General features: G+C 66.6%; 26 protein-coding genes and 1 pseudogene. 18 read left to right on the top strand and 9 right to left on the bottom strand.

Annotation, left to right across the window (positions count from 1 at the left end; all coding sequences use genetic code 11):
• Nucleotides 1–18: 18 nt before the first annotated feature.
• From xth to HZA32_08320, 3 genes are read left to right on the top strand one after another with little or no spacing between them, the layout of a single operon-like run.
• Nucleotides 19–777: an exodeoxyribonuclease III gene (gene xth / locus HZA32_08330; protein MBI5424082.1), complete on the top strand. Its 759-nt coding sequence runs from the start codon at nucleotides 19–21 to the stop codon at nucleotides 775–777.
• Complete coding sequence (locus tag HZA32_08325) at nucleotides 774–1,289, top strand: SET domain-containing protein-lysine N-methyltransferase (GenBank protein MBI5424081.1); 516 nt, start codon at nucleotides 774–776, stop codon at nucleotides 1,287–1,289. The genes xth and HZA32_08325 overlap by 4 nt, the downstream gene beginning before the upstream one ends.
• Before the next feature lie 44 nt (nucleotides 1,290–1,333).
• Entirely contained in the window at nucleotides 1,334–1,843 is a 510-nt protein-coding gene (locus HZA32_08320) for a CinA family protein (protein ID MBI5424080.1), read from the top strand.
• A gap of 104 nt (nucleotides 1,844–1,947) precedes the next feature.
• Here the strand turns inward: HZA32_08320 and HZA32_08315 are convergent, their stop codons facing one another.
• Both HZA32_08315 and HZA32_08310 read right to left on the bottom strand, forming a co-directional pair.
• Nucleotides 1,948–2,640 carry a lipid-binding SYLF domain-containing protein gene (locus HZA32_08315; protein MBI5424079.1) on the bottom strand — a complete coding sequence of 231 codons (693 nt, stop codon included), beginning with the start codon at nucleotides 2,638–2,640 and terminating at the stop codon, nucleotides 1,948–1,950.
• 102 nt (nucleotides 2,641–2,742) lie between these two features.
• A complete protein-coding gene (locus HZA32_08310) occupies nucleotides 2,743–3,117 on the bottom strand; it encodes a metallopeptidase family protein (protein MBI5424078.1) in 375 nt (124 codons plus the stop codon).
• Nucleotides 3,118–3,296: 179 nt separating this feature from the next.
• Between HZA32_08310 and HZA32_08305 the strand changes: the two genes are divergently transcribed.
• From HZA32_08305 to HZA32_08275, 7 genes are all read left to right on the top strand, one after another.
• Nucleotides 3,297–3,734: a hypothetical protein gene (locus HZA32_08305; protein ID MBI5424077.1), complete on the top strand. Its 438-nt coding sequence runs from the start codon at nucleotides 3,297–3,299 to the stop codon at nucleotides 3,732–3,734.
• A gap of 146 nt (nucleotides 3,735–3,880) precedes the next feature.
• Nucleotides 3,881–5,110 carry an NAD(P)/FAD-dependent oxidoreductase gene (locus HZA32_08300; GenBank protein MBI5424076.1) on the top strand — a complete coding sequence of 410 codons (1,230 nt, stop codon included), beginning with the start codon at nucleotides 3,881–3,883 and terminating at the stop codon, nucleotides 5,108–5,110.
• Nucleotides 5,111–5,338: 228 nt separating this feature from the next.
• Nucleotides 5,339–6,289: an AEC family transporter gene (locus HZA32_08295; GenBank protein MBI5424075.1), complete on the top strand. Its 951-nt coding sequence runs from the start codon at nucleotides 5,339–5,341 to the stop codon at nucleotides 6,287–6,289.
• Between the two features lie 64 nt (nucleotides 6,290–6,353).
• Nucleotides 6,354–6,821: a hypothetical protein gene (locus tag HZA32_08290; protein MBI5424074.1), complete on the top strand. Its 468-nt coding sequence runs from the start codon at nucleotides 6,354–6,356 to the stop codon at nucleotides 6,819–6,821.
• A gap of 17 nt (nucleotides 6,822–6,838) precedes the next feature.
• Entirely contained in the window at nucleotides 6,839–7,387 is a 549-nt protein-coding gene (locus HZA32_08285) for a hypothetical protein (protein ID MBI5424073.1), read from the top strand.
• 169 nt (nucleotides 7,388–7,556) lie between these two features.
• The gene (locus HZA32_08280; protein ID MBI5424072.1) at nucleotides 7,557–8,072 is read left to right on the top strand and encodes a hypothetical protein; all 516 of its coding nucleotides are present in this window, start codon (nucleotides 7,557–7,559) and stop codon (nucleotides 8,070–8,072) included.
• Nucleotides 8,073–8,175: 103 nt separating this feature from the next.
• Nucleotides 8,176–8,913, top strand: a complete 738-nt coding sequence (locus tag HZA32_08275; protein MBI5424071.1) for a TerC family protein — start codon at nucleotides 8,176–8,178, stop codon at nucleotides 8,911–8,913.
• Nucleotides 8,914–9,022: 109 nt separating this feature from the next.
• Here the strand turns inward: HZA32_08275 and raiA are convergent, their stop codons facing one another.
• Entirely contained in the window at nucleotides 9,023–9,379 is a 357-nt protein-coding gene (raiA, locus tag HZA32_08270) for a ribosome-associated translation inhibitor RaiA (protein ID MBI5424070.1), read from the bottom strand.
• Between the two features lie 191 nt (nucleotides 9,380–9,570).
• On the opposite strand from raiA, the gene HZA32_08265 reads away from it, so the two are divergent.
• The 5 genes from HZA32_08265 (at nucleotide 9,571) to HZA32_08245 (ending at nucleotide 14,680) form a co-directional block, all read left to right on the top strand.
• A complete protein-coding gene (locus tag HZA32_08265) occupies nucleotides 9,571–10,074 on the top strand; it encodes a thioredoxin family protein (GenBank protein MBI5424069.1) in 504 nt (167 codons plus the stop codon).
• An 83-nt stretch (nucleotides 10,075–10,157) separates the two neighbouring features.
• Entirely contained in the window at nucleotides 10,158–11,162 is a 1,005-nt protein-coding gene (locus tag HZA32_08260; GenBank protein MBI5424068.1) for an ATP-binding protein, read from the top strand.
• A gap of 8 nt (nucleotides 11,163–11,170) precedes the next feature.
• On the top strand, nucleotides 11,171–11,779 hold the full coding sequence (locus HZA32_08255) for a hypothetical protein (protein MBI5424067.1): 609 nt from the start codon (nucleotides 11,171–11,173) through the stop codon (nucleotides 11,777–11,779).
• Nucleotides 11,776–12,822 carry a Gfo/Idh/MocA family oxidoreductase gene (locus tag HZA32_08250; protein MBI5424066.1) on the top strand — a complete coding sequence of 349 codons (1,047 nt, stop codon included), beginning with the start codon at nucleotides 11,776–11,778 and terminating at the stop codon, nucleotides 12,820–12,822. Before HZA32_08255 ends, HZA32_08250 begins: the two co-directional genes overlap by 4 nt.
• Before the next feature lie 52 nt (nucleotides 12,823–12,874).
• Nucleotides 12,875–14,680, top strand: a complete 1,806-nt coding sequence (locus HZA32_08245) for a DUF885 domain-containing protein (protein MBI5424065.1) — start codon at nucleotides 12,875–12,877, stop codon at nucleotides 14,678–14,680.
• Nucleotides 14,681–14,831: 151 nt separating this feature from the next.
• Here HZA32_08245 and HZA32_08240 read toward each other — a convergent pair whose 3' ends face one another.
• The 6 genes from HZA32_08240 to HZA32_08215 form a co-directional block, all read right to left on the bottom strand.
• A complete protein-coding gene (locus HZA32_08240) occupies nucleotides 14,832–15,266 on the bottom strand; it encodes a hypothetical protein (GenBank protein ID MBI5424064.1) in 435 nt (144 codons plus the stop codon).
• Complete coding sequence (locus HZA32_08235; GenBank protein MBI5424063.1) at nucleotides 15,263–18,415, bottom strand: efflux RND transporter permease subunit; 3,153 nt, start codon at nucleotides 18,413–18,415, stop codon at nucleotides 15,263–15,265. The genes HZA32_08240 and HZA32_08235 overlap by 4 nt, the downstream gene beginning before the upstream one ends.
• 19 nt (nucleotides 18,416–18,434) lie before the next feature.
• Complete coding sequence (locus tag HZA32_08230; GenBank protein ID MBI5424062.1) at nucleotides 18,435–19,145, bottom strand: hypothetical protein; 711 nt, start codon at nucleotides 19,143–19,145, stop codon at nucleotides 18,435–18,437.
• On the bottom strand, nucleotides 19,142–20,407 hold the full coding sequence (locus tag HZA32_08225) for a TolC family protein (protein ID MBI5424061.1): 1,266 nt from the start codon (nucleotides 20,405–20,407) through the stop codon (nucleotides 19,142–19,144). The genes HZA32_08230 and HZA32_08225 overlap by 4 nt, the downstream gene beginning before the upstream one ends.
• Before the next feature lie 122 nt (nucleotides 20,408–20,529).
• On the bottom strand, nucleotides 20,530–20,928 hold the full coding sequence (locus HZA32_08220) for a hypothetical protein (GenBank protein ID MBI5424060.1): 399 nt from the start codon (nucleotides 20,926–20,928) through the stop codon (nucleotides 20,530–20,532).
• 61 nt (nucleotides 20,929–20,989) lie between these two features.
• Nucleotides 20,990–21,766: an RNA methyltransferase gene (locus tag HZA32_08215; protein ID MBI5424059.1), complete on the bottom strand. Its 777-nt coding sequence runs from the start codon at nucleotides 21,764–21,766 to the stop codon at nucleotides 20,990–20,992.
• A gap of 164 nt (nucleotides 21,767–21,930) precedes the next feature.
• Here HZA32_08215 and HZA32_08210 point away from each other — a divergent pair, with 164 nt between their 5' ends.
• The 3 genes and pseudogenes from HZA32_08210 (at nucleotide 21,931) to HZA32_08200 (ending at nucleotide 26,460) form a co-directional block, all read left to right on the top strand.
• On the top strand, nucleotides 21,931–24,705 hold the full coding sequence (locus HZA32_08210) for a TonB-dependent receptor (protein MBI5424058.1): 2,775 nt from the start codon (nucleotides 21,931–21,933) through the stop codon (nucleotides 24,703–24,705).
• Between the two features lie 84 nt (nucleotides 24,706–24,789).
• Nucleotides 24,790–25,488, top strand: a pseudogene (locus tag HZA32_08205) (chromosome partitioning protein ParB).
• Nucleotides 25,474–26,460: a phytase gene (locus HZA32_08200; protein ID MBI5424057.1), complete on the top strand. Its 987-nt coding sequence runs from the start codon at nucleotides 25,474–25,476 to the stop codon at nucleotides 26,458–26,460. The pseudogene HZA32_08205 and the gene HZA32_08200 overlap by 15 nt, the downstream one beginning before the upstream one ends.
• Nucleotides 26,461–26,463 lie beyond the last annotated feature (3 nt).

The raw sequence follows: 26,463 nt of genomic DNA, 5'->3' as shown, positions 1-26,463 counted from the left end.
GGTCGCGAGCCTAGCGGCATGAAATTGCTTTCTTGGAACGTGAACGGCGTGCGTGCGGCCATGAAGAAGGGGTTGTTGGAGTGGATGGAAGCGTCGCGGGCCGACATCATTTGTCTTCAGGAAACCAAGGCGCATCCCGGCGATGTGCAGCACGTCGCCTGGCCGGCCGGTTACCAGGCGCACTGGAACTCGGCGCTGAAAAAGGGCTACTCGGGCACGGTGGTCTTCTCGCGCGAGGCGCCGCTGAAGATCAGCGAGGGCATCGGCCTCGACGAGCACGACCAGGAGGGGCGCGTGATCACGGCGGAGTATGCGGACTTTTTCCTCGTCAATGTCTACCAGCCGAATTCGCAGCGCGGGCTCACGCGGCTCGACTACCGCACCAAGGAGTGGGATCCGGCGTTCCTGAAATTTCTCAAGAAGCTCGAGAAGAAAAAGCCCGTCGTGTTCTGCGGCGACCTCAACGTCGCGCACCAGGAGATCGACCTGAAGAACCCGAAGAGCAACCGTCGCAACGCCGGCTTCACCGACGAGGAGCGGACGAACTTCACCGCGCTGCTCGCTTCGGGCTTCGTGGACACGTTCCGCGAGTTCGAGCAGGGGCCCGATCACTACACGTGGTGGAGCCAGATGATGAACTGCCGCGCGCGGAACATCGGGTGGCGCGTCGACTACTTCGTCGCCTCGACCCAGCTGCAAAAGCGCCTGAAGCGCGCGTGGATCGAGCCGCTCGTGCTGGGCAGCGACCATTGTCCGGTGGGGTTGGAGCTGGCGTGAAGTCGCGGGGCGGAAAGAGCGCGCCGCGCGCAAAACTGCCGGCGGCGCTCCGGTTCGAACGCTCGGCGCTGCACGGCGTCGGCGTGTTCGCGCGCGATTTCATCCCGCAGGGCGAGCGGTTGCTCGAATACGTCGGCGAGCGCATCACGAAAGCCGAGGCGGCGCGCCGCGAGGAACGCCGTCGCGCCCGCGCCGAGGCCGGGGCGGCGGATGCGTGCGTCTATATTTTCGAGCTCAACCGCGTCTTCGATCTCGACGGCGACGTGCCGGGCAATCCCGCGCGGCGCATCAACCACTCGTGCGCGCCGAATTGCGAGGCGCAGTCCGACGGCCGCCGCATCTGGATCGTGGCGCGCCGCGATCTCGCGCCCGGCGAGGAGCTGACCTACGACTACGGTTTCGCGCTCGCCGAAGCGCGGCGGCACCCGTGTCGCTGTGGCGCCGCGGAGTGCGCGGGCTTCATCGTCTCGCGAGCGCAGCGCTGGCGGCTGCGGCGGGCGCCAAAGGCTTGAAGCGCGCGGTTGCGTCGCGGTGCGGCGATGCCACCGTGAAGCGCATGAACATCGCTCGTGCGGAACAGCTGAAGAAATTGCTCGCGAAGAAGCCCCGCCTGAAGCTCGCGGCGGCGGAGAGCCTCACCGGCGGCAACGTGCAGGCGCTGATCACGAGCGTGAGCGGGGCGTCGGATTATTTCGTGGGCGGCATCACGGCCTACACGCTGGACGAGAAAGTGCGGCAGCTGGGCGTGACGCGTCGGCACGCGAAGGCCGTTAACTGCGTTTCGCAACAGGTCGCCGTGGAGATGGCGATCGGGGCGTGCCAGTTGTTCGATGCCGACCTCGCGGTGGCGACGACCGGCTACGCCGAGCCGTCGGCCAAGCACCGGATCAAGCATCCGATGGCGTGGTGGGCGCTCGTGCACGTGAAGCGGGGCGGCAAGGTGGCGGCGGTGTCCGGCACGGTGGAGTTGATCGGCGCGTCGCGCGTGGAGGCGCAGCAGAAGATCGCCGAGTCGGTCGTCGGCATGCTCGTGGCCTACTTGGAGTCGCTCGACGCGGCGAAGTAACCGGGCGAGAGATGATTGCGCCGATCGCACCTCCCGGGACGCACCCAACAAAAAACCCGCCGGTGGTCCGGCGGGTTTGAAATTGTTCGGGATGCTCGCGGCGCTCAGCGGCTCGTGAGGCGCGCCACGTAGTCCATGATGAACCGCGTCTCGGCCGGCGGCGTGGTCCAGTCGGAGAAGAGCAGCTCGGGCAGGCGATTGTTCGTGTTGTAGAAAATCCGGTTCGCCTCGTCGTTGGGCTGCATAAAGCCGGTCTTCACGGCCGCGCCGAGGTAGTAGCCTTCTTGGAGCGAGTAAACGAGGACGTTGGCGCCCTCGACCAGCTGCTTGTTCACCGCCTCGCGCTCGCCGCCGCGGACGCCGGCCATGGCCTTGGCCTCGGCACCGAAGTTGAAGCGGCTCTTGAGGAGCAGGCGAGCGGTAGCGTCATCGAGGAGCACCATGACGGTGTTGACGGCCTTCACGCCGGCCTGGAAGCCGAACGAGGCTTCGCCCGCGCGGAGGAAAACGGGGATCGACCACTTGCCATTCGGGCGGCGCACGAGGGCGACCGCGTAGCCGTCCTTGATGCCGAGGAGCAGGCCGGCCTGCACTTGGTTGACGATCACGATGCCTTGCGCGCGACGCAGGATGTCGGCCGGGATGGCGGTCTTCGTGCTCGATTGCAGGTCTTGGAGGATGGCCTCGCACGTATCGAGGCGCTCGATGAGCGTCTCGCGCTTGATCGTGACGGCGTGGGCGCCGACGGCGGCGGCGAGCGTGGCCAGGAGGACAAAGGCGTTGAGGAGCTTCTTCATGTTGCTTGGTCGGGGCGGCCTATGCGGCCGGACGACGGAGGGTTAAACATAATCGCAGAAGGAATGAAAGCGAAGATTGGGCGGTGTTCCCGAGTGAAAGCACTATTCCAGGCCGCGCTGCGCGACCTCCTCCTCGTCCCAGCCCAAATAGTGCCCCAGTTCGTGCAGGTAGGTCAGGCGCACCTCGTCGCGAAAGATACCGGTGTCGCCCTCGGCATAGTCCCAGAGATTTTCGAGAAAGAGCAGGATTTGCGGCGGCAGGGGCGCATGGTCGTCGCGCAACTCCCCGCCGTGCTCGTGGCCAACGAAAAGCCCCAGGATATCCGGCTCCCAACCCTCGGCGAGGATGGCGTCGTTCGGCACGGTTTCGTAGCACACCGGCACCGCAGCCGCGACGTTCCGCACCTCGGCCGGCAGCCGGCGCTGCGCGGCGGCCACGGTCTCTTGGGCGATGCGGACGAGGGCGGGAAATTGCACCCCGACAATGAAGCGTCGAACGCTCGCCGGCGCAATGGTGGAGGGCGGGCTACGCTGGGCGGGCGCGTGCGGTTACGCGGACAGCGCGAATTTTCCGGCCGAAAAAATGCCGGCTGCTGAAACGACTCGGCGCCGCGCGCGTCTTTGCCGCTGTAGCCCAATTCAACGAACCCAAACTCATGAAACGTTCCACCGAAGTTCTGTTATTCGCCGCGGCTCTCGCGGTCGCCACCCTCGTTCCCAGCCTCAACGCGCAAGACGGCACGAAACGTCCCCGCGGAGATCGCCCGCCGCGCGGCGAAATGTTCGGCGCGCGGATGGCCAAGGAACTCGGTCTCTCGGAAGACCAGGAGAAGCAGATCAAAGCCATCAACGAGTCGTATCGCCCGCAGCTTGAAGCGGTCCGCGAAGACCAAAATCTCTCCCGCGACCAGAAGCACGAGAAGGCGCAGGCGCTGAACAAGGAGCGCGAAGCCAAGGTCGATGCCGTCCTCACGCCCGAACAGCGCACCAAGGCGCAGGCCATGCGCGAGAAAATGAAGGAGCGCATGAAGGATCGCAAAGGTCACGGTGGCCCCGACCACGACGGCCCGCCGCCGCCGCCCGAGGGCAAGTAAGTTTTTCCCGCTTCCTACCAACACGCGAAACATGCGGTAGGTTTGCTAGTGTGTGCAGTGGGCGCCGCGATCCAGGGGTGGGTCGCGGCGCCTCTTTTTTTTTCGCCTTGGACAACCCGGCCGGCGCTCCGCACGCTGCCGGCCCCATGAACGAGCGGCAGGTCAGCGTGGTCGGCGGCGGCGCAGCCGGGTTCTTCGGCGCCATCGCGTGCGCCGAGGCGAATCCTGCTTGCCGCGTCACGCTCTACGAGGCCACGGCGCACACGCTCGCCAAGGTGAAGATTTCCGGCGGCGGCCGCTGCAACGTCACGCACCACTGCTTCGAGCCACGCGAACTCGCGAAGCGCTACCCGCGTGGCGGCCGCGAGCTGACCGGCGCCTTCAGCCGCTTCCAGCCGCGCGATACCGTCGAGTGGTTCGCCGCGCGCGGCGTCACGCTGAAGGCCGAGGACGACGGCCGCATGTTTCCGGTCACGGACAACTCGCAGACGATCATCGACGCGCTGCTCGGCGCCGCGCGCAAGGCGGGTGTCGTCGTGCGCACGCAATGCGGAGTGAAGAGCGCGCTGCGCGTGCCGACCAGCGGCGGATTTCACCTCGAGCTGACCACGGGCGAAGAGATGACGACCGATCGCCTGCTGCTCGCCACCGGCGGCAACAAATCAAACGCCGGCTTCGCGATCGCGCAGTCGTTCGGTCACCACCTCGAGACGCCCGTGCCATCGCTGTTCACGTTCCACATCGACGATCCGCGCCTGAAGGATCTCGCCGGCGTGTCGGTCGAGGACGCCGCCACCGCGGTCGCAGGCACGGCGCTGAAGGAACGCGGGCCGATGCTCGTGACGCATTGGGGCCTGAGCGGTCCGGCGGTGCTGAAGGTTTCCGCTTGGGGCGCGCGGCTGCTCGCGGAGCGCGAATACCAGTTCGCGTTGCGCGTGAACTGGGCGCCGAAGTTCAACGCCGAGACCGCACGCGCCGAGCTCGAGCGCGCGCGCGGCGCCGAGCCGCGCAAGCAGGTCACGACGTGGAGCCCGCTCGGCGTGCCGCTGCGCCTGTGGGAACGGCTCGTCGTTGCGGCTGGCATCGCGGCCAACGCGCCGTGGACCACCGTCGGCAATCCCGCGCTGCGCGCGCTCGCGGCGCAGGTCACCGAGGCGGAATTCGCGGTGAAGGGGAAAAGTTTGTTCAAGGACGAGTTCGTCACCTGCGGCGGCGTGAAGTTGAGCGAGGTGGATTTCAAGCGCATGGAGAGCCGCCTCGTGCCCGGCCTGCATTTCGCCGGCGAGATGCTCGACATCGACGGCGTGACGGGCGGTTTTAATTTCCAAGCCGCGTGGACCACCGGCTGGCTCGCCGGCCGCGCGATGGCGGAGTGAATCGGAGGACGGAGGACCGAGAACTGAGGACGGAGCCCCGAGCACGGAGCGGCGTTGCGTGAGGTAGGGCGGGACCGCTGGGTCCGCCGAGAACGTGATGCCGCGCCCGCGGCGAGCCCAGCGGTCTCGCCTTACCGACGAACCGCTTTCGGCTACTGCACGCACAGCGCGATTGAATTCCCATCCCTCGTTCTCTGTCCTCCAGTATTCCGTCCTCAGTCCTCCGCCATGACCAGCTACGCCCAACTTTTCGCGACCGTGCTGCCGGTGTTCCTGGTCGTGTTGCTCGGCATCGGGCTGCGGCGCGCAGGGTGGGTGAAGGCGGAGGCGGAGGAGAGTTTGTTCAACCTCGTGATCAAGGTCGCGACGCCGTGCCTGATTTTCGATTCGGTCGTGGGCAACGCCGCGCTGCGCGAGCCGGGCAATCTCCTGCTCGCGCCGCTTGCGGGTTTTGCCCTGACGCTGGCGAGCTTCGGCCTCGCGCTGCTCGCAGCGCGGGCGATCGGCCTGCACGTCGGCACCGGATTGCGCACGTTCGCGATCACGGCGGGGCTGGCGAACTACGGTTACCTGCCGCTGCCGATCGTCGATGCGATGTGGGGCGGCGAAGCGCGCGGCTTGCTGCTGACGCACAACATGGGCGTGGAGGCCGCGATCTGGACGGGTGGCGTGCTGATCGTGAGCGGCCTCGGCTTGCGCGAGGGTTGGCGGCGGATTCTGAACGTGCCGCTGTTCGCGTTGCTCACGGCGCTCACGGTGAATCTCACGGGTCTCGGTCCGCTGATCCCGGGGCCGGTGATGAGCGCGGTGCACGCGGTCGGGTTGATCATGATTCCGCTCGGGTTGATCATGACCGGCGTCAGCATCCAGCCGCACGTGGGCGAGCTGGGGAAGCTCGTCGCGCCGCGCGTGCTGCTCGGCGCGGCGGCGGTGCGCTTGCTGGTCTTGCCGCTGTTGTTTTTCGCGGTGGCGAAGTTCGGGCCGTTTTCGCCGGAGCTGAAGCGCATCCTCGTCATCCAGGCGGCCATGCCCTCGGCGGTGATTCCGATCATCATTGCGCGGGTCTACGGCGGGCAGCCGCTCGTCGCGGTGCAGATCGTGCTCGGAACGACGGCGGTGGGGCTGTTCACGATTCCCTTCTGGATTCAGACCGGGCTGGCGTGGGTCGGCGTGCAATAGGACCACCTGAATTTAGGTGGTTTTTCTGCGAGTTTGATGATGAAAGCACGGATAGTTTCAGCCGGTGAAATTCGTGGTGCTCAAGCTCAGTCTGGTTGTCGCCTCGTTAGCCTTCACTGCGCAGTCCGTGGCGCAAGTGTCCGCGCAGCAAACAAACAACACAATGGGCGCCACGTTGATCGTGCAGGCCACCACGGGCGCAGACGGTGTAGTGCTCAATCACACCGTTAGCTTCACCGTCACGAACAATACGCAAACTCAACAATGGGTCTCCATCCGAGTGCAAGTCACACGCAGCGAAACCGGCCACACGGTGACTAGCGCGAGTTCTCAACAGGTAGCGCTGCAAGCTGGTCAGACAAAAACCATCCAAGAGACGGTCAAGACGACCCATTCGGATTCCGGCACGACCACGAATTCGGTGCGTGGCAGCCTTATGTCGAGCGGAACCGAAGTGGCACCAGCCCTGTGGGGATTTGTGCTAAATGTCGTCAGTAGCGGTGGCTCAGAGATCCCAATCCCTCCGGAATAGCCTCCCATTCTTTCCATATGAAAACGACCCATGCTGTGATTTGCACCGTCCTGACGATGGCGTTAGCCTCGGCACTTCAAGGCGTGCCGACGGATGCCCCGAGCAACGATCCCCGTGCCGCGGAAACCCTCGGTATGTTCGAAGAGAAAGATATCGCCGCGGCGGTCGGTCCGTTCCTTCGTTCGATCCGCGAGCATCGCAAGGCGGGTGAAGTCCGGTTGCTCTTCGTCTCGCTGTTGCGCGGCGAGAAGCCGTTTGTCGTGGTGCTGAAAACGTGGAGTGAGCAGCAGCTGGCAGCGGGGTTGGATCTTCAGGAAGAATCTGAGCTAGGCACCTTGGTGGTTCGTCTGACAGCTCAGCCGGTGGAAAACAATCCGAGTGCAGTGCGCTATGTGGGTCGGATTTCGCTGATCAAACCTTCGACGGAATCGGTGCTAGGGCTTCAGCTGGAAAACAATGTGGGACCGGTGGTGCGTCCGAGGCACTTTTTTGTGACTAATTTCAGCGGCTCGCGCACGGATTTCGGGCCGGCGATGGCGGCCGCTTTGGTGTTAGTGCGCGGATAGGTTGGGAGCGCGCTCATCCTGAAGGGACCATGCCCCTGCGTCGGGTGTGGTGCCGCGGCGCCTTGGTGTGTGGTCGGCTGGAACATGCAGTGTCCGGAGGGGGGCCGTGACTTCGGCCATGACTTTCGACACTGGTCGGGATGCGCGTGGCTGTGTAGGCTGAGGCACCATGAACGAAAGCGCTCCGACTTCCTCCTCCGGTGAAATCCGCCGCGGTCGCTTGGTGGCCGGCGGCGTGTTGCTCGCGGTGGCGCTGGCCGCGCTCGCGGCGCCGTATCTGCCGCCGGGTTTCGCGGGCCGCGCGTTCGTGCCGTTCCTCGGCGTGGCCTTCATCCTCTGGGCGGCTCTCTCGCGCAAATGCGGGCTGCTGGTCCCGGGCGGCGTGTTGCTGGGCGTGGGCATCGGCGCCTGGCTGCAGGCGAGCTACGGCCCGGCGGCATTCCTGTTCTCGCTCGCGGGCGGCTTCCTGCTGATTTCGCTGCTATCGGTGCTGATCTTCGGGCCGAAAACCCGCAACGGCTGGACCGTGTTCCCGGCCGGCGGCCTGATCTTCGCCGGCCTCGTCGTGGGCGGCGGCCCGGAGATGCGCGAATTCCTGCGGAACATGCAGCATTTCTGGCCCTACGCGCTCATCGTGGTCGCGCTGGCGCTGATCGTGTCGGCTCTGCGCGCGCCGAAAGCCTGAGGCCTCGCGGCGGCGGGCGCTGGCGCCGGCGGCGAACGAGTCGATCCTTCCGCCGGGTGTCGCGTTGACGCGCGGGGTGCCGTGCGGCTGACTCGCCGGCACTATGTTCGAATGGCTCAGCGACCCGCAGGCGTGGATCAGCCTGCTCACCTTGACCGGGCTCGAGATCGTGCTCGGTATCGACAACGTAATCTTCATCTCGATCCTCGCCGGCAAATTGCCGGTCGAGCAACAGCCGAAGGCGCGCAAGCTCGGCTTGAGCCTCGCGCTCCTCACCCGCATCGCCCTGCTCGCGAGCATCGCCTGGATCGCGAAGCTCACGAATCCGCTTTTCAGTCTGTTGGGACACGGCATTTCGGGCCGCGACCTGATTTTGATCATCGGCGGCCTGTTCCTGATTTTCAAAAGCACGCACGAGATCCATGAGAAGCTCGAGGGCGAGGAAGGCCACGCGTCCGCCAAGGTCGCGGCCTCATTCGCCAAGGTGATCGTGCAGATCATGCTGCTCGACGTCGTGTTCTCGCTCGACTCGGTCATCACGGCCGTGGGCATGGCGCAGCACCTCACGGTCATGATCGCGGCGGTCATTCTCGCGATGGGCGTGATGCTGCTCGCGGCGGGCTCGATCAGCGATTTCGTGAACAAGCATCCGACGCTGAAGATCCTCGCGCTGTCGTTCCTGCTGTTGATCGGCACGACGCTCATCGCCGAGGGCATGGGCTTCCACATCCCGAAGGGCTACGTCTATTTCGCCATGGCGTTCTCGTTCGGCGTGGAGATGTTGAACCTCAAGCTGCGCAAGAAGGCGCAGCCGGTCGCGCTGCATCAGCCGTATCGCTGAGGTGCGCGGCGAGTCTCACCGCTGGAGGCGTAGGCAGCCAGCCAAACAAAAAGCGCGGCCGTGGGCCGCGCTTCGTTTTTTCGGGCGAGCACCGCTCGCTGCGGTGCGCTCAGACCTTGCCGTGCAACACGTCGGGCGCCTGGCGGCCGGCGTCGTTGCGGACATGGACGCGCTTCGCGTGACGCTCGCGCAGGAGTTTGTCGAGCTTGTCGACGAGCAGGTCGACGGACTTGTAGCCGTCCTCGCTCGTGGCGGAGGCGACCAGATCCGGGCCGTCGATTTCCACCTGGGCCTTCGCGATGAAGCGTTGCTCGGGCGTCTTCGTATCGTGAAACTCGAGGTCGAGCCGGATGCGGATGATGTGCGAGTTGTGGCGAAGGAGACGCTCGGCCTTTTCGTGCATCGCCTGGGTGAGGGCGGGGGTGAGCGTGAGGTGGATTCCGCGAACGTGGATTTTGTCGTTCATGATTTTTGGGTTGGGGGGGAGTGAAGGGATTAGACACTACTCACGTTCGCACGGGCACGAAATTACAAGGTCGCCCGGTGATTCAAGGCTCGCTGATGCCGAAAAGCGGAGCCTCTGCTAGTCGGGGTTTGTGGCAAATTCGGGCTTAACTCGACGCTGGCGGAAACGGGCCGCTCGCGCATCTTGGCCGCATGATCCGCCCCCTGATCACCTGCCTGTTCCTCTCCGTGGCCGCGCTGCTCCGCGCCGAAACCGCTCCGTCGCCGCCGCTCGAGAAGGAAGTCGGCGAGATCGTGGCCGGGCCGCAGGTCACCGTCGTGCATTTTTGGGCCCCGTGGTGCCCGAATTGCCGCGCGGAGATGGTGCCGGATGGCTGGGCGAAATTCATCGGTGCGAACCCCAGCGTGAAGTTCGTCTTCCTCAACGTGTGGAGTCGCGGCAAAGACCCCGCGCCCGCGCTCGCCGCCGGCGGACTCGGCGCGCAGCCGAACCTCACGCTGCTCACTCATCCCAACGCGACGTCCAAATCCGGTCCGGAGCGCATGAACACCTTTCTCGGTTTGCCCGTCACGTGGCTGCCGACGACGTGGGTGTTCCGCGCCGGCAAGCTCCGTTACGCGCTCAACTACGGCGAAGTTCGCTTCGACGTGCTGCAGACGCTCGTGAACGACACGAACGAAAAATGGGACCGCTGAGCTATCCGAGCGTAGCGCGATGAAGGGACCACTCGCGGTTTCCGCCATTTACTTCGCTCGGCCTATCGTGACAATCCCGCGCCATGCTCCGGTCGCTCCGCATCGAGAATTTCAAGCGCTTCCGCTCACTCGATATCCCGCAACTCAAGCGGGTGAATCTCATTTCCGGCCGAAATAACACCGGCAAGACCGCGCTGCTCGAGGCGATCATGCTGCTGCTGGATGGGCAGAACAAGTTCAGCAATCTGCCGAATATTTTCCGCATGGGCGGTGAGTTGGGAAACGCCAACGAGAATTTCTGGCGGTGGTTGTTGCCGGACAAGAATCTCAGTTTGGGTGCAATCCTTGGAGGGCAACTGGACGGATTTTCTGAGCCATATGAGGTTGGGTTGCTCGGCTCCAAGTTTTTGTGGCCAGAGAGAGACACATTCAGAATTTTCGATCGCGCGAGCAGCAATGGTTCCATTGAATTTCAAATCGCGCAACAGGAGGTTTCCGGAGTCCCATCCTTTCATCTTCCCGACTCCGGCCACCGCGTTTCCGCCCTCTCCACCCGCCCGAGCGACCCGCAGCAAGACGCCGCCAACTACGACCGCGTCGTCCTGAAAAAAGGCGCCGAGGCCCGTCTCGAAAAGCTCCTCCGCAAACTCGAGCCGCGCCTGCTCTCCGTCCGCTCGATCAAGCCCCACGGCGCGTCGCTCATCTACGTCGATCTCGGTCTCGACGAGAAAATCCCCGCTGTGCACCTCGGCCAGGGCTTCAACCGCTTGCTCGCGATCTACTCCGAGATTCTCGCCTCCGGCAGCAACGTGCTGCTGATTGACGAGATCGAGAACGGCATTCACCACGAGATCCTGCCCGACGTGTGGAAGGGCATCCGCGAACTCGCCGAATCCGAAAACATCCAGGTGTTCGCCACGACACACAGTTGGGAATGCGTGGTCGCTGCGCACGAGACCTACGCCGAGACACTAGATTACGATTTTGCGCTGCACCGGATGGTCGAAGTCGAGGGCGATGTGTCCGTCCAGACCTTGGGCAAAGAAGCCTTGGAAGCGTCCATCAAGGGGCTCATCGACGTCCGTTGATCCTGCGCATGGCCGGTCTGCTCAAATCCATCGACCGCCCCTCCGTTTTGCTCGTAGAAGGGAAGACCGGCGAATGGTTCTTCCAGAGCCTGCTCGGACATCTCGGGCGCAATGGCACGCAAATCGTGGACTTCGGTGGTGTTTCCCAGCTCGCCGGCATGATCGTTCGTGTGGGCACCGATCCGCGCTTCCGTCAAACTGGTCGCCGACTCGCTGTCGTCCGCGATGCGGAGACAGATGCGACGGGCGCCTTTCAGAGCGTTGCTCACGCGTTGGAGAAATCGGGGCTCACTGCGCCGGCCGCGCCGGGCTCATGGACCGGGGGCGCGCTGTCCATCGGCGTCTTCATACTGCCCGACAATCTCGCTCCCGGTATGATCGAAACTCTGTGCCTTTCTGCGGAAACCGCCGCCCACCGTGGATGCGTCGGGCAATTTGCCGCCTGCATGGCCGCCCAAGGTGCACCAGCGGCGGGCGACAAGGAAACGATGCAGGCGCTGCTCGCCATCGCCGGGGTGGGCAACCCGCAAGTCGGTGCCGCTGCCCGCCAGAGCTACTTCGACTGGGCCTCGCCCACGTTCGCGTCGTTGCGGGCCTTTGTTTCCGAGCTGGAATGAGCCCGGCGGCGCCCACATCTGCACAGCCCGCGAAACTCCGCTGGGGACTCATCGCCACGGGCGGCATCGCCCGCAAATTCGCCGAGCAACTGCCCGCCTCGCGCACGGGCGAACTCGTCGCGGTCGGCAGTCGCACGCCGGCGGCGGCGGAGAAATTCGCCGCGGACTTCGGCGGCGTGCGCGCCCACGGCAGCTACGACGCGCTGCTCGCCGATCCGGAGGTGCAGGCCGTCTACATCAGTCCGCCGCACCCGGCGCATCTCGAGTGGGTCGAGCGCGCGGCGGCGACCGGCAAACACATCCTGTGCGAAAAACCGCTCACGCTGCGCCTCGCCGACACGCAGCGCGCGATCGCCGCGGCGCGCGCCGGCGGCGTGTGCCTGATGGAGGCGTTCATGTATCGCTGTCACCCGCAGACCGACCGGATCGCGGCGCTGCTCGCCGACGGAGCCATCGGCCGGTTGCGGCTCATTCGGGCGGCGTTCTGCTTCGACCGCGCGTTCGATCCGGCCCACCGGCTTTTCAATCGGGCGCTCGGCGGCGGCGGCATCCTCGACATCGGTTGCTACCCGGTTTCCTACTCGCGGCGCATGGCCGGCGCGGCGCTCGGCCGGCACTTCGCCGAACCGGAGCAATTCAAGGCCGTCGGCCACCGTCTCGCGGCGACCGGTGTGGACGACTACGCGACCGCGGTCGCGACTTTCCCGGGCGACGTCGTGGCGGAACTCTGCTGCGGCACGACGCTGCGCCGCGAAGTCGCCGTGCGCCTCCACGGCGAAGCCGGCTGGATCGACGTGCCGGCGCCGTATCATCCCGGCGGCTGGGAAGGCGCGGACACGTTCACGCTGCACCGCGCCGGGCGCGATCCGGAGGTCGTCCGCTCGGAGACGACGCAAAAACTCTACGCGCTCGAAGCCGATGCGGTGGCGGCCGCCATCGCCGCCGGCGCGCGGGAAGTGCCCGCCATGTCGCACGCCGACAGTCTCGGCAACGCCGCGGTGCTCGACGACTGGCTCGCGCAGGTCGGCGTGAGCTACGATTGAGGTTGGTCGACGCGCGCTTGCCGAGCGCGGCCCCGCGCGACACGGTCGCGGGATGCGAATCCCCACGATCCTCCTGGCCGCCGCGCTGACCGCCACGAGCGCGACCGCCGCCCCCACGCCCGAGCAGATCAAGGCCGAGTCGGCCAAGGCCAACGCGCTGTTCGAGCGCTTCTTCGACGAAGGCGTCGCGCGCAGCCCGATGATGGCCACGCAGCTCGGCCTCAAGACCAACTACGACCAGTGGGACGACCTCTCGGAGCAGAAGGCGCTGGAGGATTTCCTGCTCGGCGTGCAGCAGCTGGCGGAGCTGAAACGCTCGGTCGATTTCGAGTCGCTCGACGACCAAACGAAGACCAGCTACCGCCTCTACGTGCGGCAGGCGGAGGACGCGATCGAGGGCTGGCGCTGGCGTTACCACGGCTATCCGCTTAACCAAATGTCGGGCCTCCACTCGGGCGCGCCGGCGTTTCTGATCAATTTCCACCGCGTCGACTCGGTCGCCGACGCGCGCGCCTACATCGCGCGCCTGCGCGGCATGGCGAAACTCCTCGACCAGCTCGCTGCCAACGTCGAGACGCGCGCGGCCAAAGGCATCATGCCGCCGAAATTCGTCTTCGGTCTCGTCATCGAGTCCTGCCGCGAGGTGATCCACGGCGCGCCCTTCGATGGCTCGGCCCAGGCCAGCGCGCTGTGGGAAGACGCGCAGGCGAAGATCGGCGCGTTGAAGAACGCCGACACCGCGACCAAGGACCAGCTCGTCGCCGAGGCGCGCGCGGCGCTCCTCGAATCCGTTCAACCCGCCTACGCCAAGCTCATCGCGCTGCTCGAGCGACACGAGAAAATCGCCACGACCGACGACGGCGTGTGGAAGCTGCCCGACGGCGGCGAATACTACGCCTTCATGCTGCGGCAATCGACGACCACGCGCATGACGCCCGAGCAGGTGCACGAACTCGGCCTCCGCGAGGTGGCGCGCATCCACGGCGAGATGCGCGCGATCATGCAGCGCGTCGGCTTCCAAGGCGATTTGCAGGCCTTCTTCGCGCACCTCCGCAGCGACGACCAGTATTACTATCCGACCACGCCCGAGGGCAAAGCCGCCTACATGAAACGCGCCAACGAGATCATCGACGCCATGCGCGCGCGCCTCGACGAATTCTTCGGCGTGAAGCCGAAGGCTCCGCTCCTCGTGAAGGTCGTCGAGCCTTTCCGCGAAAAAGGCTCGGCCGGCGCCTTCTATGAGGAGCCCGCGCCCGACGGTTCGCGCCCCGGCGTCTATTACGTCAACACGATCGACATGCGCGGCGTGCCGATCTTCGAGATGGAGACGCTGGCGCACCACGAGGCGATTCCCGGCCACCACATGCAGATCGCCATCGCGCAGGAGCTGGACGGCATCCCGCGTTTCCGTCGCTTCGGCGGCAACACCGCCTACGCCGAGGGCTGGGCGCTCTACGCGGAATATTTTCCGAAGGAGTTCGGCTTCTACCAGGACCCGATGATGGACTTCGGCCGCCTCTACGACGAGCTGCTGCGCGCCGTGCGCCTCGTGGTCGACACCGGCCTGCACGCGAAGCACTGGACGCGCGAACAGGTGATGGACTACTTCCGGCAGAACACGCCGAATCCCGAGCGCGACATCTTCACCGAGACCAACCGCTACATCGTCTGGCCCGGCCAGGCCACTGCCTACAAGGTCGGCATGCTGAAGATCCTCGAGCTGCGCGAACTCGCGAAAAAGGAACTCGGTCCGAAATTCAGCCTGCGTGACTACCACGACCTCGTGCTGAAAGACGGCGCGCTGCCGATGGACCTCCTCGAGGAAAACGTCCGCGCCTGGATCGCACGCCAGAAGTAGGGTCGGCCGGCGCCGGCCCCAAAACGCCACGATGCGGCGCACAGTCTTGCTTTGAAATCGCAGGTAGCCCGACCTCTCCGAGGACGGGTTCAATGCACCCGCGCGCGCCCGGAGGTCGCGGGCTACCTGAAGCGTCAGAATGTGCGCATGGCTACGAGGCGCCGTGCTGCGGCCAGTGCGGGCACGCGCCGTCGTGCGCGCGAACCTCGACCTGCGCCGTGGTCGGCGGCAGCGGATCGAGCGGCACGCGGTAACTCGCGGCTGCCGGCGGCCGGTTGTGCAGCGGAATCTCGCCCGGCGTGAAGCCCGCGGCTTGCGTGCGCAGGATGCGTCCCGCGCCGTCGCGCAGCGTCACGTCGAGATGCGTGGCAGCGGTGGTGGTGGCGTCGAGTTTGCGGTGCACGTAGCCGCGCACGACGAGCGCGCCGGCGTCGCGTTCGAGCCAGATCTTGTCGATCAGCACGGACTCGGAATCGGCGCGTGCGAGTTTCAGGTGGGCGACGTCGGACGGCGCGCGGAACGGCGTGGCGCAGCCGGCCAGCAGCGCGAGTCCGAGCGAGAGCAGGGAGAGCCGAAGCGTTTTCATGCGGAGGGTTCTTGGGCCTGGTTGCGCTCGAGCCGCTCGTAGAGCGCAGGCAGGAGCACGAGGGTGAGGAAGGTGGCGCTGACGATTCCGCCGATGACGACCGTTGCCAGCGGGCGCTGCACTTCGGCGCCCGCGCCGCTGGCGAGTGCCATCGGCAGGAAGCCGAGCGAGGCAACGAGCGCGGTCATCAGCACCGGACGCAGCCGCGTCAGCGCGCCTTCGACGACGGCATCGTGGACGCTGTGGCCGGCTTCGCACAGCTGGTTGAACGTGCTGACGAGCATCAGGCCGTTGAGCACGGCCACACCGCTGAGCGCGATGAAGCCGATGCCGGCCGAGATCGAGAACGGTAGATCGCGCGCCCACAGCGCGAAGACGCCGCCCGTCACCGCGAGCGGGATGCCCGTGAAGATCAGCAGCGCCTGCCGCAGGCTGCCGAAGGCGGCAAAGATCAGCAGGAAGATCACCGCGAGTGCGGCCGGCACGATGACGGCGAGGCGCGCGCGGGCTTCCTGCAGGTTCTTGAACTGCCCGCCGAATTCGATCGTGTAGCCCGGCGGAAGCTTGATCTCCGCGGCGACCTTGGCCTTCGCCTCGTTCACGAAGCTCTCCACATCGCGCCCGCGCAGGTTGACCATGATCGCGGCGCGGCGCTGGCCGGACTCGCGCGAGATGGAGTTCACTTTCTCGGTGATCACGAAGTCCGCGACCTGACCGAGCGTGATCACACCCTCGGCGTGCAGCGAGCGCAGCGGCAGGTGCTTCAGCTCGTCGAAGGCCGCGCGCAAATGCTCGGGCAACCGCACGACGATCGGGTAACGGCGGTTGCCGTCGACGATCACGCCTGACTCGTGACCGGCGAGCGCGGCAGCGACCGTCGCGTTCACTTCGCTGGCGTGGACGTTGTAGCGCGTCATGGCGTCGCGGCGGAGTTTGATTTCCAGCATCGGCGCCTTGCCCAACGCATCGAACTCGACGTCGGCCGCGCCGGGCACGCGCTCGAGGATTTCGCGCGCTTCGGAGGCGATGCGTTCGATTTCGGTGTAGTCGTCGCCGAAGACCTTCACGGCGATGTCGGCGCGCGTGCCTTCGAGGATTTCGTTGAAGCGCATCTCGATCGGCTGGGAAAACAGGTAGGCCTGCGCCGGGAAGCGCTTGCCCAGTTCGAGCGCCATGCGCGTCGCGAGCTCGTCCTTCGTCGGGGTGTGACCGTGTTCGTCTTTCGGCCACTCGGCGAGCGGGCGGTAGAAGATGTAAGTGTCGGCGACGTTCACGCCCATCGGGTCGGTTGCGACTTCGGCGGTGCCGATGCGCGAGAACGTGTGCGTGATCTGGGGGAATTTCTCGCGCAGCACGCGCTCGGTTTGCTCCTGCATCGTGACGGCGGCATCGAGGCCGATGCTGGTCGTGCGGATCATGTGCGCGGCGAACGAGCCCTCGTCGAGTTGCGGCACAAACTCCGCGCCGAGGCGCGTGAAGACCACGACCGCGAGTGCGAACAGCGCCACGGCGCCGCCGGCGACGAACCAGCGCGCGCGCAACGCGAACGCCAGCACGGGACGATAGACGGCCTTGGCGCCGCGAATCGCGAAGTTGTCGTGCTCCGCGATGCGACCGCGCAGCAGGTAGGCGCAGAGCACGGGCATGAGCGTGAGTGCCAGAATGAGTGCGCCGACGAGGGCGAAGATCACCGTGAGCGCCATCGGCTGGAACATTTTCCCCTCGATGCCGGTGAGACTGAGGATCGGGACGTAGACGATGGTGATGATGAACACGCCGAAGAAGGTCGGCCGACCGACTTCCTTTGCCGCGGCGAGCACCGTCTCGAGTCGCTCGCTGAAACTCAGGAGCCGACCGGCGCCGTGCTGGCGCTCGCCGAGACGGCGCACGATGTTCTCCACCATCACCACGGCGCCGTCGATGATCAGGCCGAAGTCCACCGCGCCGAGGCTCATCAGATTGCCCGAAACGCCGAAGCGCACCATGCCGGTGATCGCGAAGAGGAACGACAGCGGGATCGCGAGCGACACGATCAGCGCCGCGCGCCAGTTGCCGAGCAGCGCGAGGAGCACGACGACGACGAAGATCGCGCCCTCGAAGAGGTTTTTCTCCACCGTGGCGATGGTGCGGTCGACGAGATCGGTGCGGTCATAGACCGTTTCGAGCGTCACGCCCGCGGGTAGGCGCGGTTTGATCTCGGCCAATTTCTCCGCGACGCGCCGGGCGACGATGCGGGAGTTCTCGCCGGAGAGCATGAGCGCCGCGCCGAGCACGGCCTCGCGGCCGTTGTGCGTGGCGGAGCCGGTGCGCAGGCTGGAGCCGATGCCGACTTCGGCGACATCGCGCACGAGCAACGGCGCCGCGGCGGCGCCGCGGAATTTCAGCGGGAGATTCGCGATTTCGTCCGCGGTTTGCACGCGGCTGTCGGCGCGGATCGCGATCTGCTCGCCACCGATCTGCACGGCGCCGCCGCCGGCGTTCTCGACGTTCTCCGCGATGACGTCGGCGAGATCGTTAAACGTGATGCCGGTGGCGAGCAGCGCGTCGGGACGCGGTAGCACGACGATCTGCTTTTCATAGCCGCCGGAGGCGTTGACCTCGGCGAGTCCGGGCACGGTGCGGAGCGCGGGCTTCACCACGAAGTCGTGGAGGAGCTTCAGCTCCATCAATTGCTCGGCGCGCGTCGCAGGTTTTGCTGCGGCGTCGGGAGCGTAGTCGATGACGTAGTAGAAAATCTCGCCGAGGCCGGTCGTGATCGGCGCGAGCTTGGGCGCGAGCCCGGCGGGCAGTTCCTCGGCGGCGTTTTGCAGGCGTTCGCTGACGAGCTGGCGCGCGCGGTAGATGTCGGTGCCGTCGGCGAAGACCAGCGTGAGCTGTGAGAGGCCGGTCTTCGAGAGCGAGCGCAGCTCGGTCATGCCGGGCACGCCGCTCATTTCCATCTCGAGCGGGAAGGTGACGAGTTTTTCGATTTCCTCGGGCGCGAGGCCTTTGACCTCGGTGTTCACTTGCACCTGCACGTTGGTGACGTCGGGCGTGGCGTCCACCGGCAGGTGGAACGCGGCCCAAAGACCCGCGCCGAGCAGCGCGAGCGCCCCGAGCAGCACGAACACGCGCTGCCGCAGGGAAAAATTCAGAATGCGGTCGATCATGGAGAAGGGTGAGAGGGTTTTAGTGGCTGTGCCCGCCGCCCTTGGTCAGGCGCAGTTCGGTGAGCCAGAGATGTTCGACGGCGGACGTCGCGATGGTGTCGCCGGCGCTGAGTCCGGCGGTGATGGCCGTGAAACCGTCCGCGTTGGCGCCCGTGGTCACCGCGGTGCGCGACCAGTGTTCGCCGCGCTGCACATAGACGAAGACGCCGGTGGCGGTGCGTAGGACGGCGCCGCTCGGCACGCACAGCGTGTCGCGCGGTGGCGCGCGCAGCGTGAGCTCCAGCGTCGCACCGGCGACAGCGTGGCCGGGAACACTCACGATGAGTTCGACTTGGCCGAGCGCGTTCAGCGTGTCGCGGCGAATCGCGAGCACTCGCGGATCGGACGCGAACGCGTCGGCGACCGCGACAGGCACGAGCGTGCTCGCCTTCGCGTCGGATCCGGCCTCGAAAACCGTGGCGGTGACGTTGGTCGTCGCGGAAAGCGCGCGCCGCTCCACCGGCGTGGTCGTCAGGCCGATGGCGGCGACGGTTTCCGATGCGAGCGTGAGTCCGTGTCCTTCCTCGAAGCGGGCGGCGGCATCGTCGTCGTGCTCGTGGTCGTGGTCATGGTCGTGCGCGTGGCCGGATTCGGCGGTTTCGGTGGCGCCGTGGTCTTTCTTTCCGCAGCCGGACAGCGTGAGAACGCCGGCCAGAGCGAGGAGCGGCAGGAGTCGCAGAGGCGCGTTCACGGGCGGGCCTCCGCGTCGACCAACGGCGTGCCGGTGAGCAATTCGAGCGCGCCGGCGGCTTCGAGCGCGTCGAGCCGCGTCTGGCAAAGCGCGTCGATCGCCTCGAGGTAGGAATTCTGCAGCTCGACATAGGTCGCGATCGGCACGGCGCCGAGCCGGTAGTGGCGATCAGCGAGATCGGCGGCGTCGCGAAATTTATTGGCGGCGTCGGGCGTCCAGTCGGCCGCCTCGGCGGTCTTGGCGGCGTAGCGTCGCGCGGCAGTGAGGACCTCGCGCTCAAGGTTGCGCTGCGCGACGAGCACGGCCGCTTCCGCCTGGCGGCGCCGCGCCTCGGCGGCGGCCACTCCGGCGGTGGCGCGGCGGCTCGCGGGCAACGGCAGCGAGAGGCCGATGCCCACGGTGCGCTCGCGGTCGCCGGCGCTTTCCTGCGTGATGTAGGGGCTGACGGTGAAGCTCGGGCGGCGCTCGTGGCGTGCGAGCGAGACGGCGAAGCCTTGCTGCTCCAGTTCGAGTTTGGCGGAGCGGAACTCGAAGTTGTTCTCCCGCGCGGCGGAGAGCAGAGCGTCTGTCTCCGGCGCGGCGGTGAAGTGTTGCGGGTTGGTCGCGATCGTGAGCGGGGCGTCGGCGGGTTGGCCGCGCAACTGGTTCAGTTCGGCGAGGGCCGCGTGGAGCGCCAGTTGCGCGTCTGTCGCGCGACGCTGCAGGGCAATCTCCTGCGCTTCGATGACGTGTGTTTCCAGGAGCGGAGTGATGCCGCCGGGATCGCGCGCGAGGAAGAGATCGCGCAGTGCCCGGTAACGCGCGGCGACTTCCGCCGTGGCGGCGGCGCGTTCCTGGGCGGCGTGGAGGGAGAACGTCAGCACGCGGGCGCGTTGCGCGAGGGCGGCGCGGAAACGCGCGAGGCCGAGCTCGGCGAGTGCGACGTGGCGGTTGGCGACGGCCTTGCGCAGCGCGAGGCGGCCGGGCCATTCGAAAGTTTGTGCGATGGACGCGGACCACACGGCGCCTTCGCCGGCGAGAAGGCCGGCGGAGTCGTGCACGCGCTTGCGTCCGGTTTCGAGGGAGAGGACGGGATTGTCCCGGGTGTCGGCCGCGGCGGCGGTGGCGCGCGCAGCGTCGATCTCGGCGGTGTAGATCGCGAGTTCGGGATTGCGGTCGAGAATCTCGGTCACGAGATCGCCGACCGTGCGCGGCGGAGTCGATTCGGCGCGCGCGACGGCGGACGCGACGAAGAGAGCGAACAGGAGAAAAGAGTTTTTCATGAAAGGAATGCAGGGACGTGAGGGATGGACCGCGGCATGCGGGCACGGCCCAGCCAAGCGGTGGAAGTGAAAGCCCGCAGCGCGGGCGCGAGGTTCAGCCTATCCGTTCGCGACGGAACGGATCAGGCGAGCCGCAGGGAAGGGGCGCGCGAGGGCGGGGCCATCCGGCGCGCGAAATGCCACACGGGCACCCAGCTCAGGTCGGAAACGACGGGCTCAGCCGTCGCGAAGCAAACCGTATCCTCGGCGCGCGGGGCGAGAAGCGCGAGGCAGAGGCAGCAGTCCGGGCCGACGGCCTCGGGCGCGGGGACGCAGATCGACGCCTCTGCGGTGCGATAGGCGCCGTTCTCGAGCGTGTCGCAGCCGTCGCCCGCGCAATGACCGCTTTCATCGGATTGGCACGGCGCCGTGAGGCCGACGCCGTCGAGGATGCCCGCGGCTTCGAGCGTGCAATGCTGCGTGCCCCACAGCCACAAGACGAGGGCGAGACAGGCGAGCGAGAATTGACGGACGCGGCGCACTGCCGCGGGAAGATTCGCGCGCGCCGGCGAAAGTCAAGGCGCGCAGCTTGGCGCTTTCGGCTCAGGCGCGGGCGCCGCGCCGCAGATTGTCGCACACGATGGCGGCGGCGACGGCGGCGTTGAGCGATTCGGCGCCGCCGAATTTCGGGATCGTCACGCGGCGCGTCACGCACGCCGCCACGGCCGGCGAAAGTCCACGGCCTTCGCTGCCGATCACCACGACGGCGTCGCGCAGCGGCGGCAACGCATGCACGTCGTCGCCCGCGAGGTCGCAGCCCAGCACGGGCGCAGCGCAGCCGGCGAGCGCGTCGGCGAGCGGAGCGGTGTGCGCCGCGACGCGCGCGAACGAGCCCATGCTGGCGTTGATGACCTTCTGCGAAAACAGGTCGGCGCAATCCGGCGAGAGCACGACGCGGTCGAACGCGAACCAGTCCGCGACGCGCAGCAGCGTGCCGACGTTGCCCGGGTCCTGAATGCCGTCGAGCGCGAGCGTGAGGCCGCGATCGAGGGCGCCCGGCGCGAGCGGCGCACGCGCGATCCTGCCGACGGCGAGCACCGCGGACGGGGTCGGGTAGTGGCTGATGCGCTCCATCTCGGCCGCGGAAATGGTGGTGATCGAAAGGTGGGGCGAACCGTCCTCGGTGAGCCGTGGCTCGTCGGGACGACTCGCCCTACCACGCCACGCGTCGGTTGCGTAGAGTTCGACGAAGGGGAATCTCGCCGCCAGCAATTCGCCGACGACCTTCTCTCCCTCGACGACGAACAAGCCGAGCGCCTCGCGGTGCTTCTTGTCCTGCAGCGAGCGGAGGCGGGCGATGTCGGCCTTGGTGAGCGGCATGGCGGGAGCAGAGCGGCTGCGTGCGCGGGGCGCAAATCCGCGTTTTCGGCGCGTTTTGTGACGGCGATGTGTCGCGCCGGTAACATCTCGGCAACGCGACCGGTCGCCCGTTGACCGCGCTGGGTGCGACCGCTCGGGTGCACGCGACCTCGCTCTCGCACGCCATGATCTCACGTCACCTTCTTCGCCTCCTCAGCGTTCTCTGCCTCGCCTGCGCAGCGCTTGTCGGCCTGCATGCCGGCACGATTTCCGGTCGCGTCACCGACGGCTACACGAAGCTCGCCCTCGGCGGCGCTCGCGTCACCGCCGGTGGGGTCGAGACCTATTCCGAAACCACCGGTGAGTTCACGCTGCCCGGCGTGCCGGCCGGCCAGCAGCTCGTCGAGATCAACTACGTCGGCTATGCGCCGCTCCAGCTTTCGATCGAAGTGGCTGCCGCGGGCACGACGCGGCTCGATCCCGTGTTCAATCGCGACGTGGTGAAGCTTTCGCAGTTCGTCATCACCGGCTCGACCGTCGGCACCGCGCGCTCGCTGAACGAGCAGCGCGCCGCCGAGACGCTCACGAACGTCGTCGCCGCGGACGAGATCGGCCGTTTTCCCGATCAGAACGCCGCGGAGTCCGCGCAGCGCATCCCCGGTGTCGCGCTCTACCGCGACCAGGGCGAAGGCCGCTTCCTCGTCGTGCGCGGCATCCGGCCCGACTTGAATGGCATGCAACTCAACGGTGTCGCGATGACCTCGCCCGATCGCGGCGCGCGGACCGTGCCGCTCGACGTCATTCCGTCCGACGCGCTCGGTGCGCTCGAGGTGACGAAGGTCCCGCGCCCCGACCTCGACATCGACGGCCTCGGCGGTCGCGTGAATCTGAAAACGCGCAGCCCGTTCGACGCGGATGGCCGTCAGGCGCAACTCGTCGCGCAGGGTCAGTGGAACAACCTCCGCGAGCGCCTGAGCAGCAAGTTCAACGGCACCTACTCCGACATCCTCAACGACGGCAAACTCGGCTTCATCTTTTCGCCCACCTGGCAGGAGCGCCGCTTCGGCTCCGACAACATCGAGACTTCCGGCAACTGGACTGTTCCGTCGGGCAACACCGCGCTCGCGCTCCCCGACATCAATTACCGCGAATACGAGATCACCCGCACGCGCTACGGCGCCAACGCCGGCCTCGAGTTCCGCCCCGATCCGTCGACGATCTTCTACCTGCGCGGGCTCTACTCGTATTTCACCGATCGCGAGAATCGCTACGTGACGACGATCCCGTTTTCCGAGGCGTCGAGCGCCGTCGTGACGAACGAAACTTCCGCGTCCTTCACCGGCGTCCGCCGCGAAAACAAACAGCTCCGCAACCGCGAAAAGCAGCAGGACCTCACGTCGTATTCGGCCGGTTTTGAGAAGACCGTCGCCGACTGGCGCCTCGACGGCCGCGCCGCCTTCAGCCGCGGCAACGAAAACCGTCGCGAGGACACCGTCATCTTCCGCAAGAGCGCTCGCGGCACGAACTGGACCTACGCGTTTCCCGGCCTCTACTCGCCGGTCGTCACGCAGACCGCCGGCACCGATATCAGCGATCCGACGCAGTTCAATGAACTCAACCGCCTTCGCTCCGCGCCCGCGTGGGGCTCCGACCGCGAGCAGAACTACGCGTTCAACGCCCGCCGTGATTTCGCCACCGGCGCCGGCAACCGCGCGTTCGCGAAGTTCGGCGCCCAGCTCCGCCAGAAGACCAAGGCGCAGAACCGCGAGCAGTCGAACTTCGCCGCGCCCGCGACCTTCACGTTCGCTTCGCTCGCCGAGACACAGGGCGAGGGCGACTACGCCTTCTTCCGCGGCCCGCGCGTCAACGCCGAGGCCTTCACGCAGCAGTTCGTGAACAACAAGGGCGCGTTCACCGAGACGCGCGACGTCGTGTCGAGCGAGCAGGAGGATTGGTCCTCCGACGAGGATGTGCTCGCCGGCTACGCGATGGGCGGCGTGACCTACGGCGCGCTCAACCTCTCCGGCGGCGCGCGCTACGAGCGCACGGAGTTCGCCGCCAGCGGCAACGAGCAACGCGTCGTCGGCGGCGTCACGAGCTTCACGCGCGCGACGCGCGAGCGCAGCTACAACAATTTTCTCCCCGGCGCCTACGTCCGCTACGACCTCGACAAGCAGACCGTGCTGCGCGCCTCGTGGACGAACAGCGTCGCCCGCCCGGCATTTTCCGAGAGCGCGCTCATCCGCTCCGTCAACGACGACGCGAAGACCGTCACCGAGAGCAATCCCAGCCTGAAGGCGCTCGAGTCCGTCAACTGGGACGCCTCGGCCGAGCACTACTTCAAGGGCCTCGGCGTTGTCTCGCTCGCCGGTTTCTACAAGAAAATCTCCAACTTCACCTATCGCACCTCGGTGCCCAACGGCGATCCGGCGAATCCCGGCTACCTGCTCACGACCTACGTGAACGGCAACGACGGCGACGTCAGCGGGCTCGAGTTCGCCTTCACGCGCCGCCTCGATTTCCTGCCCGGCGAACTCGGCAACGTGACGTTCCTCACCAACTACACGCTCACGCACAGCAGCGCGACCTATTGGCGGACCGCGACGAACACGTTCGAGAAGGCGCCGTTCATCGGCCAGTCGCCGCGCAACGCCAACGCCGCGCTCAGCTACGAGGCGCACGGCTTGTTCCTGCGCCTGTCGTTCAACTACCGCAGCTCGCACCTGCGCGAAGACGAGGCGATCGGCGACATCGCGGCGAACGACATCTACATCGACAACTTCAAGCAGTGGGACCTCAACGCCAGCTACCGGCTGAACCACAACTGGGAGCTGTTCGGCGAGGTTCTGAATCTCACCAACGAGCCGTTCCGCGTCGCCTTCACGTCGGCGCGCGCCCGGTTCCGCCAGTTCGAGGAATACGGCTGGAGCGCGAACTTCGGCGTCCGCTGGAAGCTCTGAGCCGCCGCGCGACTGAACCAATTGTGTCTGTAAAGTGAGCTGACGCCAGGCTGCCCCGAGTGGGGCAGCCTGGTCCTTTCACCGATGAAAATCACCATTCTCCGTCTCCTGTTCGTCGCGTTGGGCATTGGCGCCGCCGCGCACGCCGCGACGACCTATGCGCCGTTCCGCGCCGACATGCAGGCGGGCGACGCACTCACCGTCGACGCGCGCGCGCTGCACCCGACGCAATTCGCGCTCGGCTGGCGCGAGGTGCTTTTCAAGCGCGCGAAGATCGACGCCATGACCCCCGCCGCGCTCGCCGCCTACCTGCAGGACAAGGACGTGCCTGTCGTCATCGGACCCGGCGGCGTGCCGTTCATGACCGACGGTCATCACACGATCCGCGCGCTGCTCGAGTCGAAGCACGCCGACAAGACCGTCTACGGGCACGTCTTCGCCAACTGGTCCGCGCTCGCGCCCGCCGAATTTTGGGCGCGCATGTCGGCGAGCAATTATGCCTACCTGAAGGACGCCGCCGGCCAGCCCGCCGCACCCGCGCAGCTGCCCGCCACGCTCGCAGAGATGCAACTCGATCCCTGCCGCGGCCTCGCCTGGGCGCTGATGAACGCCGGCGCGTTCACCGAACTGAAAGGCGTGTTCTTCCAGGAGTTCAGCTGGGCCGACTTCCTGCGCGATCGCGTGAAATGGAACGACGCCGCCGAGGCCGACTTCGCCCGCGCGCTCGCCGAGGCCAAGCAACTCGCCGCCACGCCGGCGGCTGCCGCGCTGCCCGGTTGGAAGGCCGGCGTGCTCCAGCCGCGCGTCGTCACCGAGCCCGTCAAGCACGACACCGACGACCCCGCGATCTGGATCAATCCCGCAGATCCCGCCCAAAGCCTCATCGTCGGCACCGACAAGGATACCGACGGCGCGCTCTACGTCTTCGATCTGCACGGCAAGATCGTGCGCACCGTCCCCGGCTTGAAACGACCCAACAACGTCGACATCGCCACGGGCTTTCGCCTCGGCGGCCGCGACGTCGCGATCGCGGTCACGACCGAGCGCGAGGAGAAACGCCTGCGCGTGTTCACGCTGCCCGAGATGATCTGCGTCGATAAGGGCGACCTCGTGGTCTTCGACGGCGACCCGAACCGCGCTCCGATGGGCGTCGCGCTCTATCGCCGTCCGCGCGATGGCGCGCTCTTCGCTTTCGTCGGCGGCAAGTCGGGCCCCGCGCAAGGCTACATCGGCCAATACCGGCTGGAGGACGACGGCACCGGCCACGTGAAGATGACGCTCGTGCGGCAGTTCGGCGCCTACAGCGGCAAGAAGGAGATCGAGGCCATCGCCGTCGATGCCGAGCTCGGCTACGTCTACTATTCCGACGAGCAATTCGGCGTCCGCAAATACGCCGCCGACTCCGACGCGCCCGACGCCGACCGCGAGCTCGCGTGTTTTGCGAAGAGCGGATTCGCCGGCGACCACGAAGGCATCTCGATCTGGAAACGCCCTGATGGCACCGGCTACTTGCTCGTGTCGGATCAGCAGGCGAACAAGTTCTGGCTCTTCCCGCGCGAGGGCGCGCCCGGCCATCCGCACGAGCACCGCGTGGTGAAGATCGTCGACGTCGCCACGATCGAAAGCGACGGCAGCGACGTGACCGCGCAACCGCTCGGCGAGCAATTTCCCCACGGCCTCTTCGTCGCGATGTCCAACGGCCAAGTGTTCCATCTCTACGGCTGGGAGCAGATAGCCGGCGCGGATTTAAGGTAGGGC

Source organism: Opitutia bacterium, assembly GCA_016217545.1.
Classification (GTDB): domain Bacteria; phylum Verrucomicrobiota; class Verrucomicrobiia; order Opitutales; family Opitutaceae; genus Didemnitutus.
Note: the sequence above shows the minus strand (reverse complement) of the source record. Positions and strands in the feature narration are given on the sequence as shown.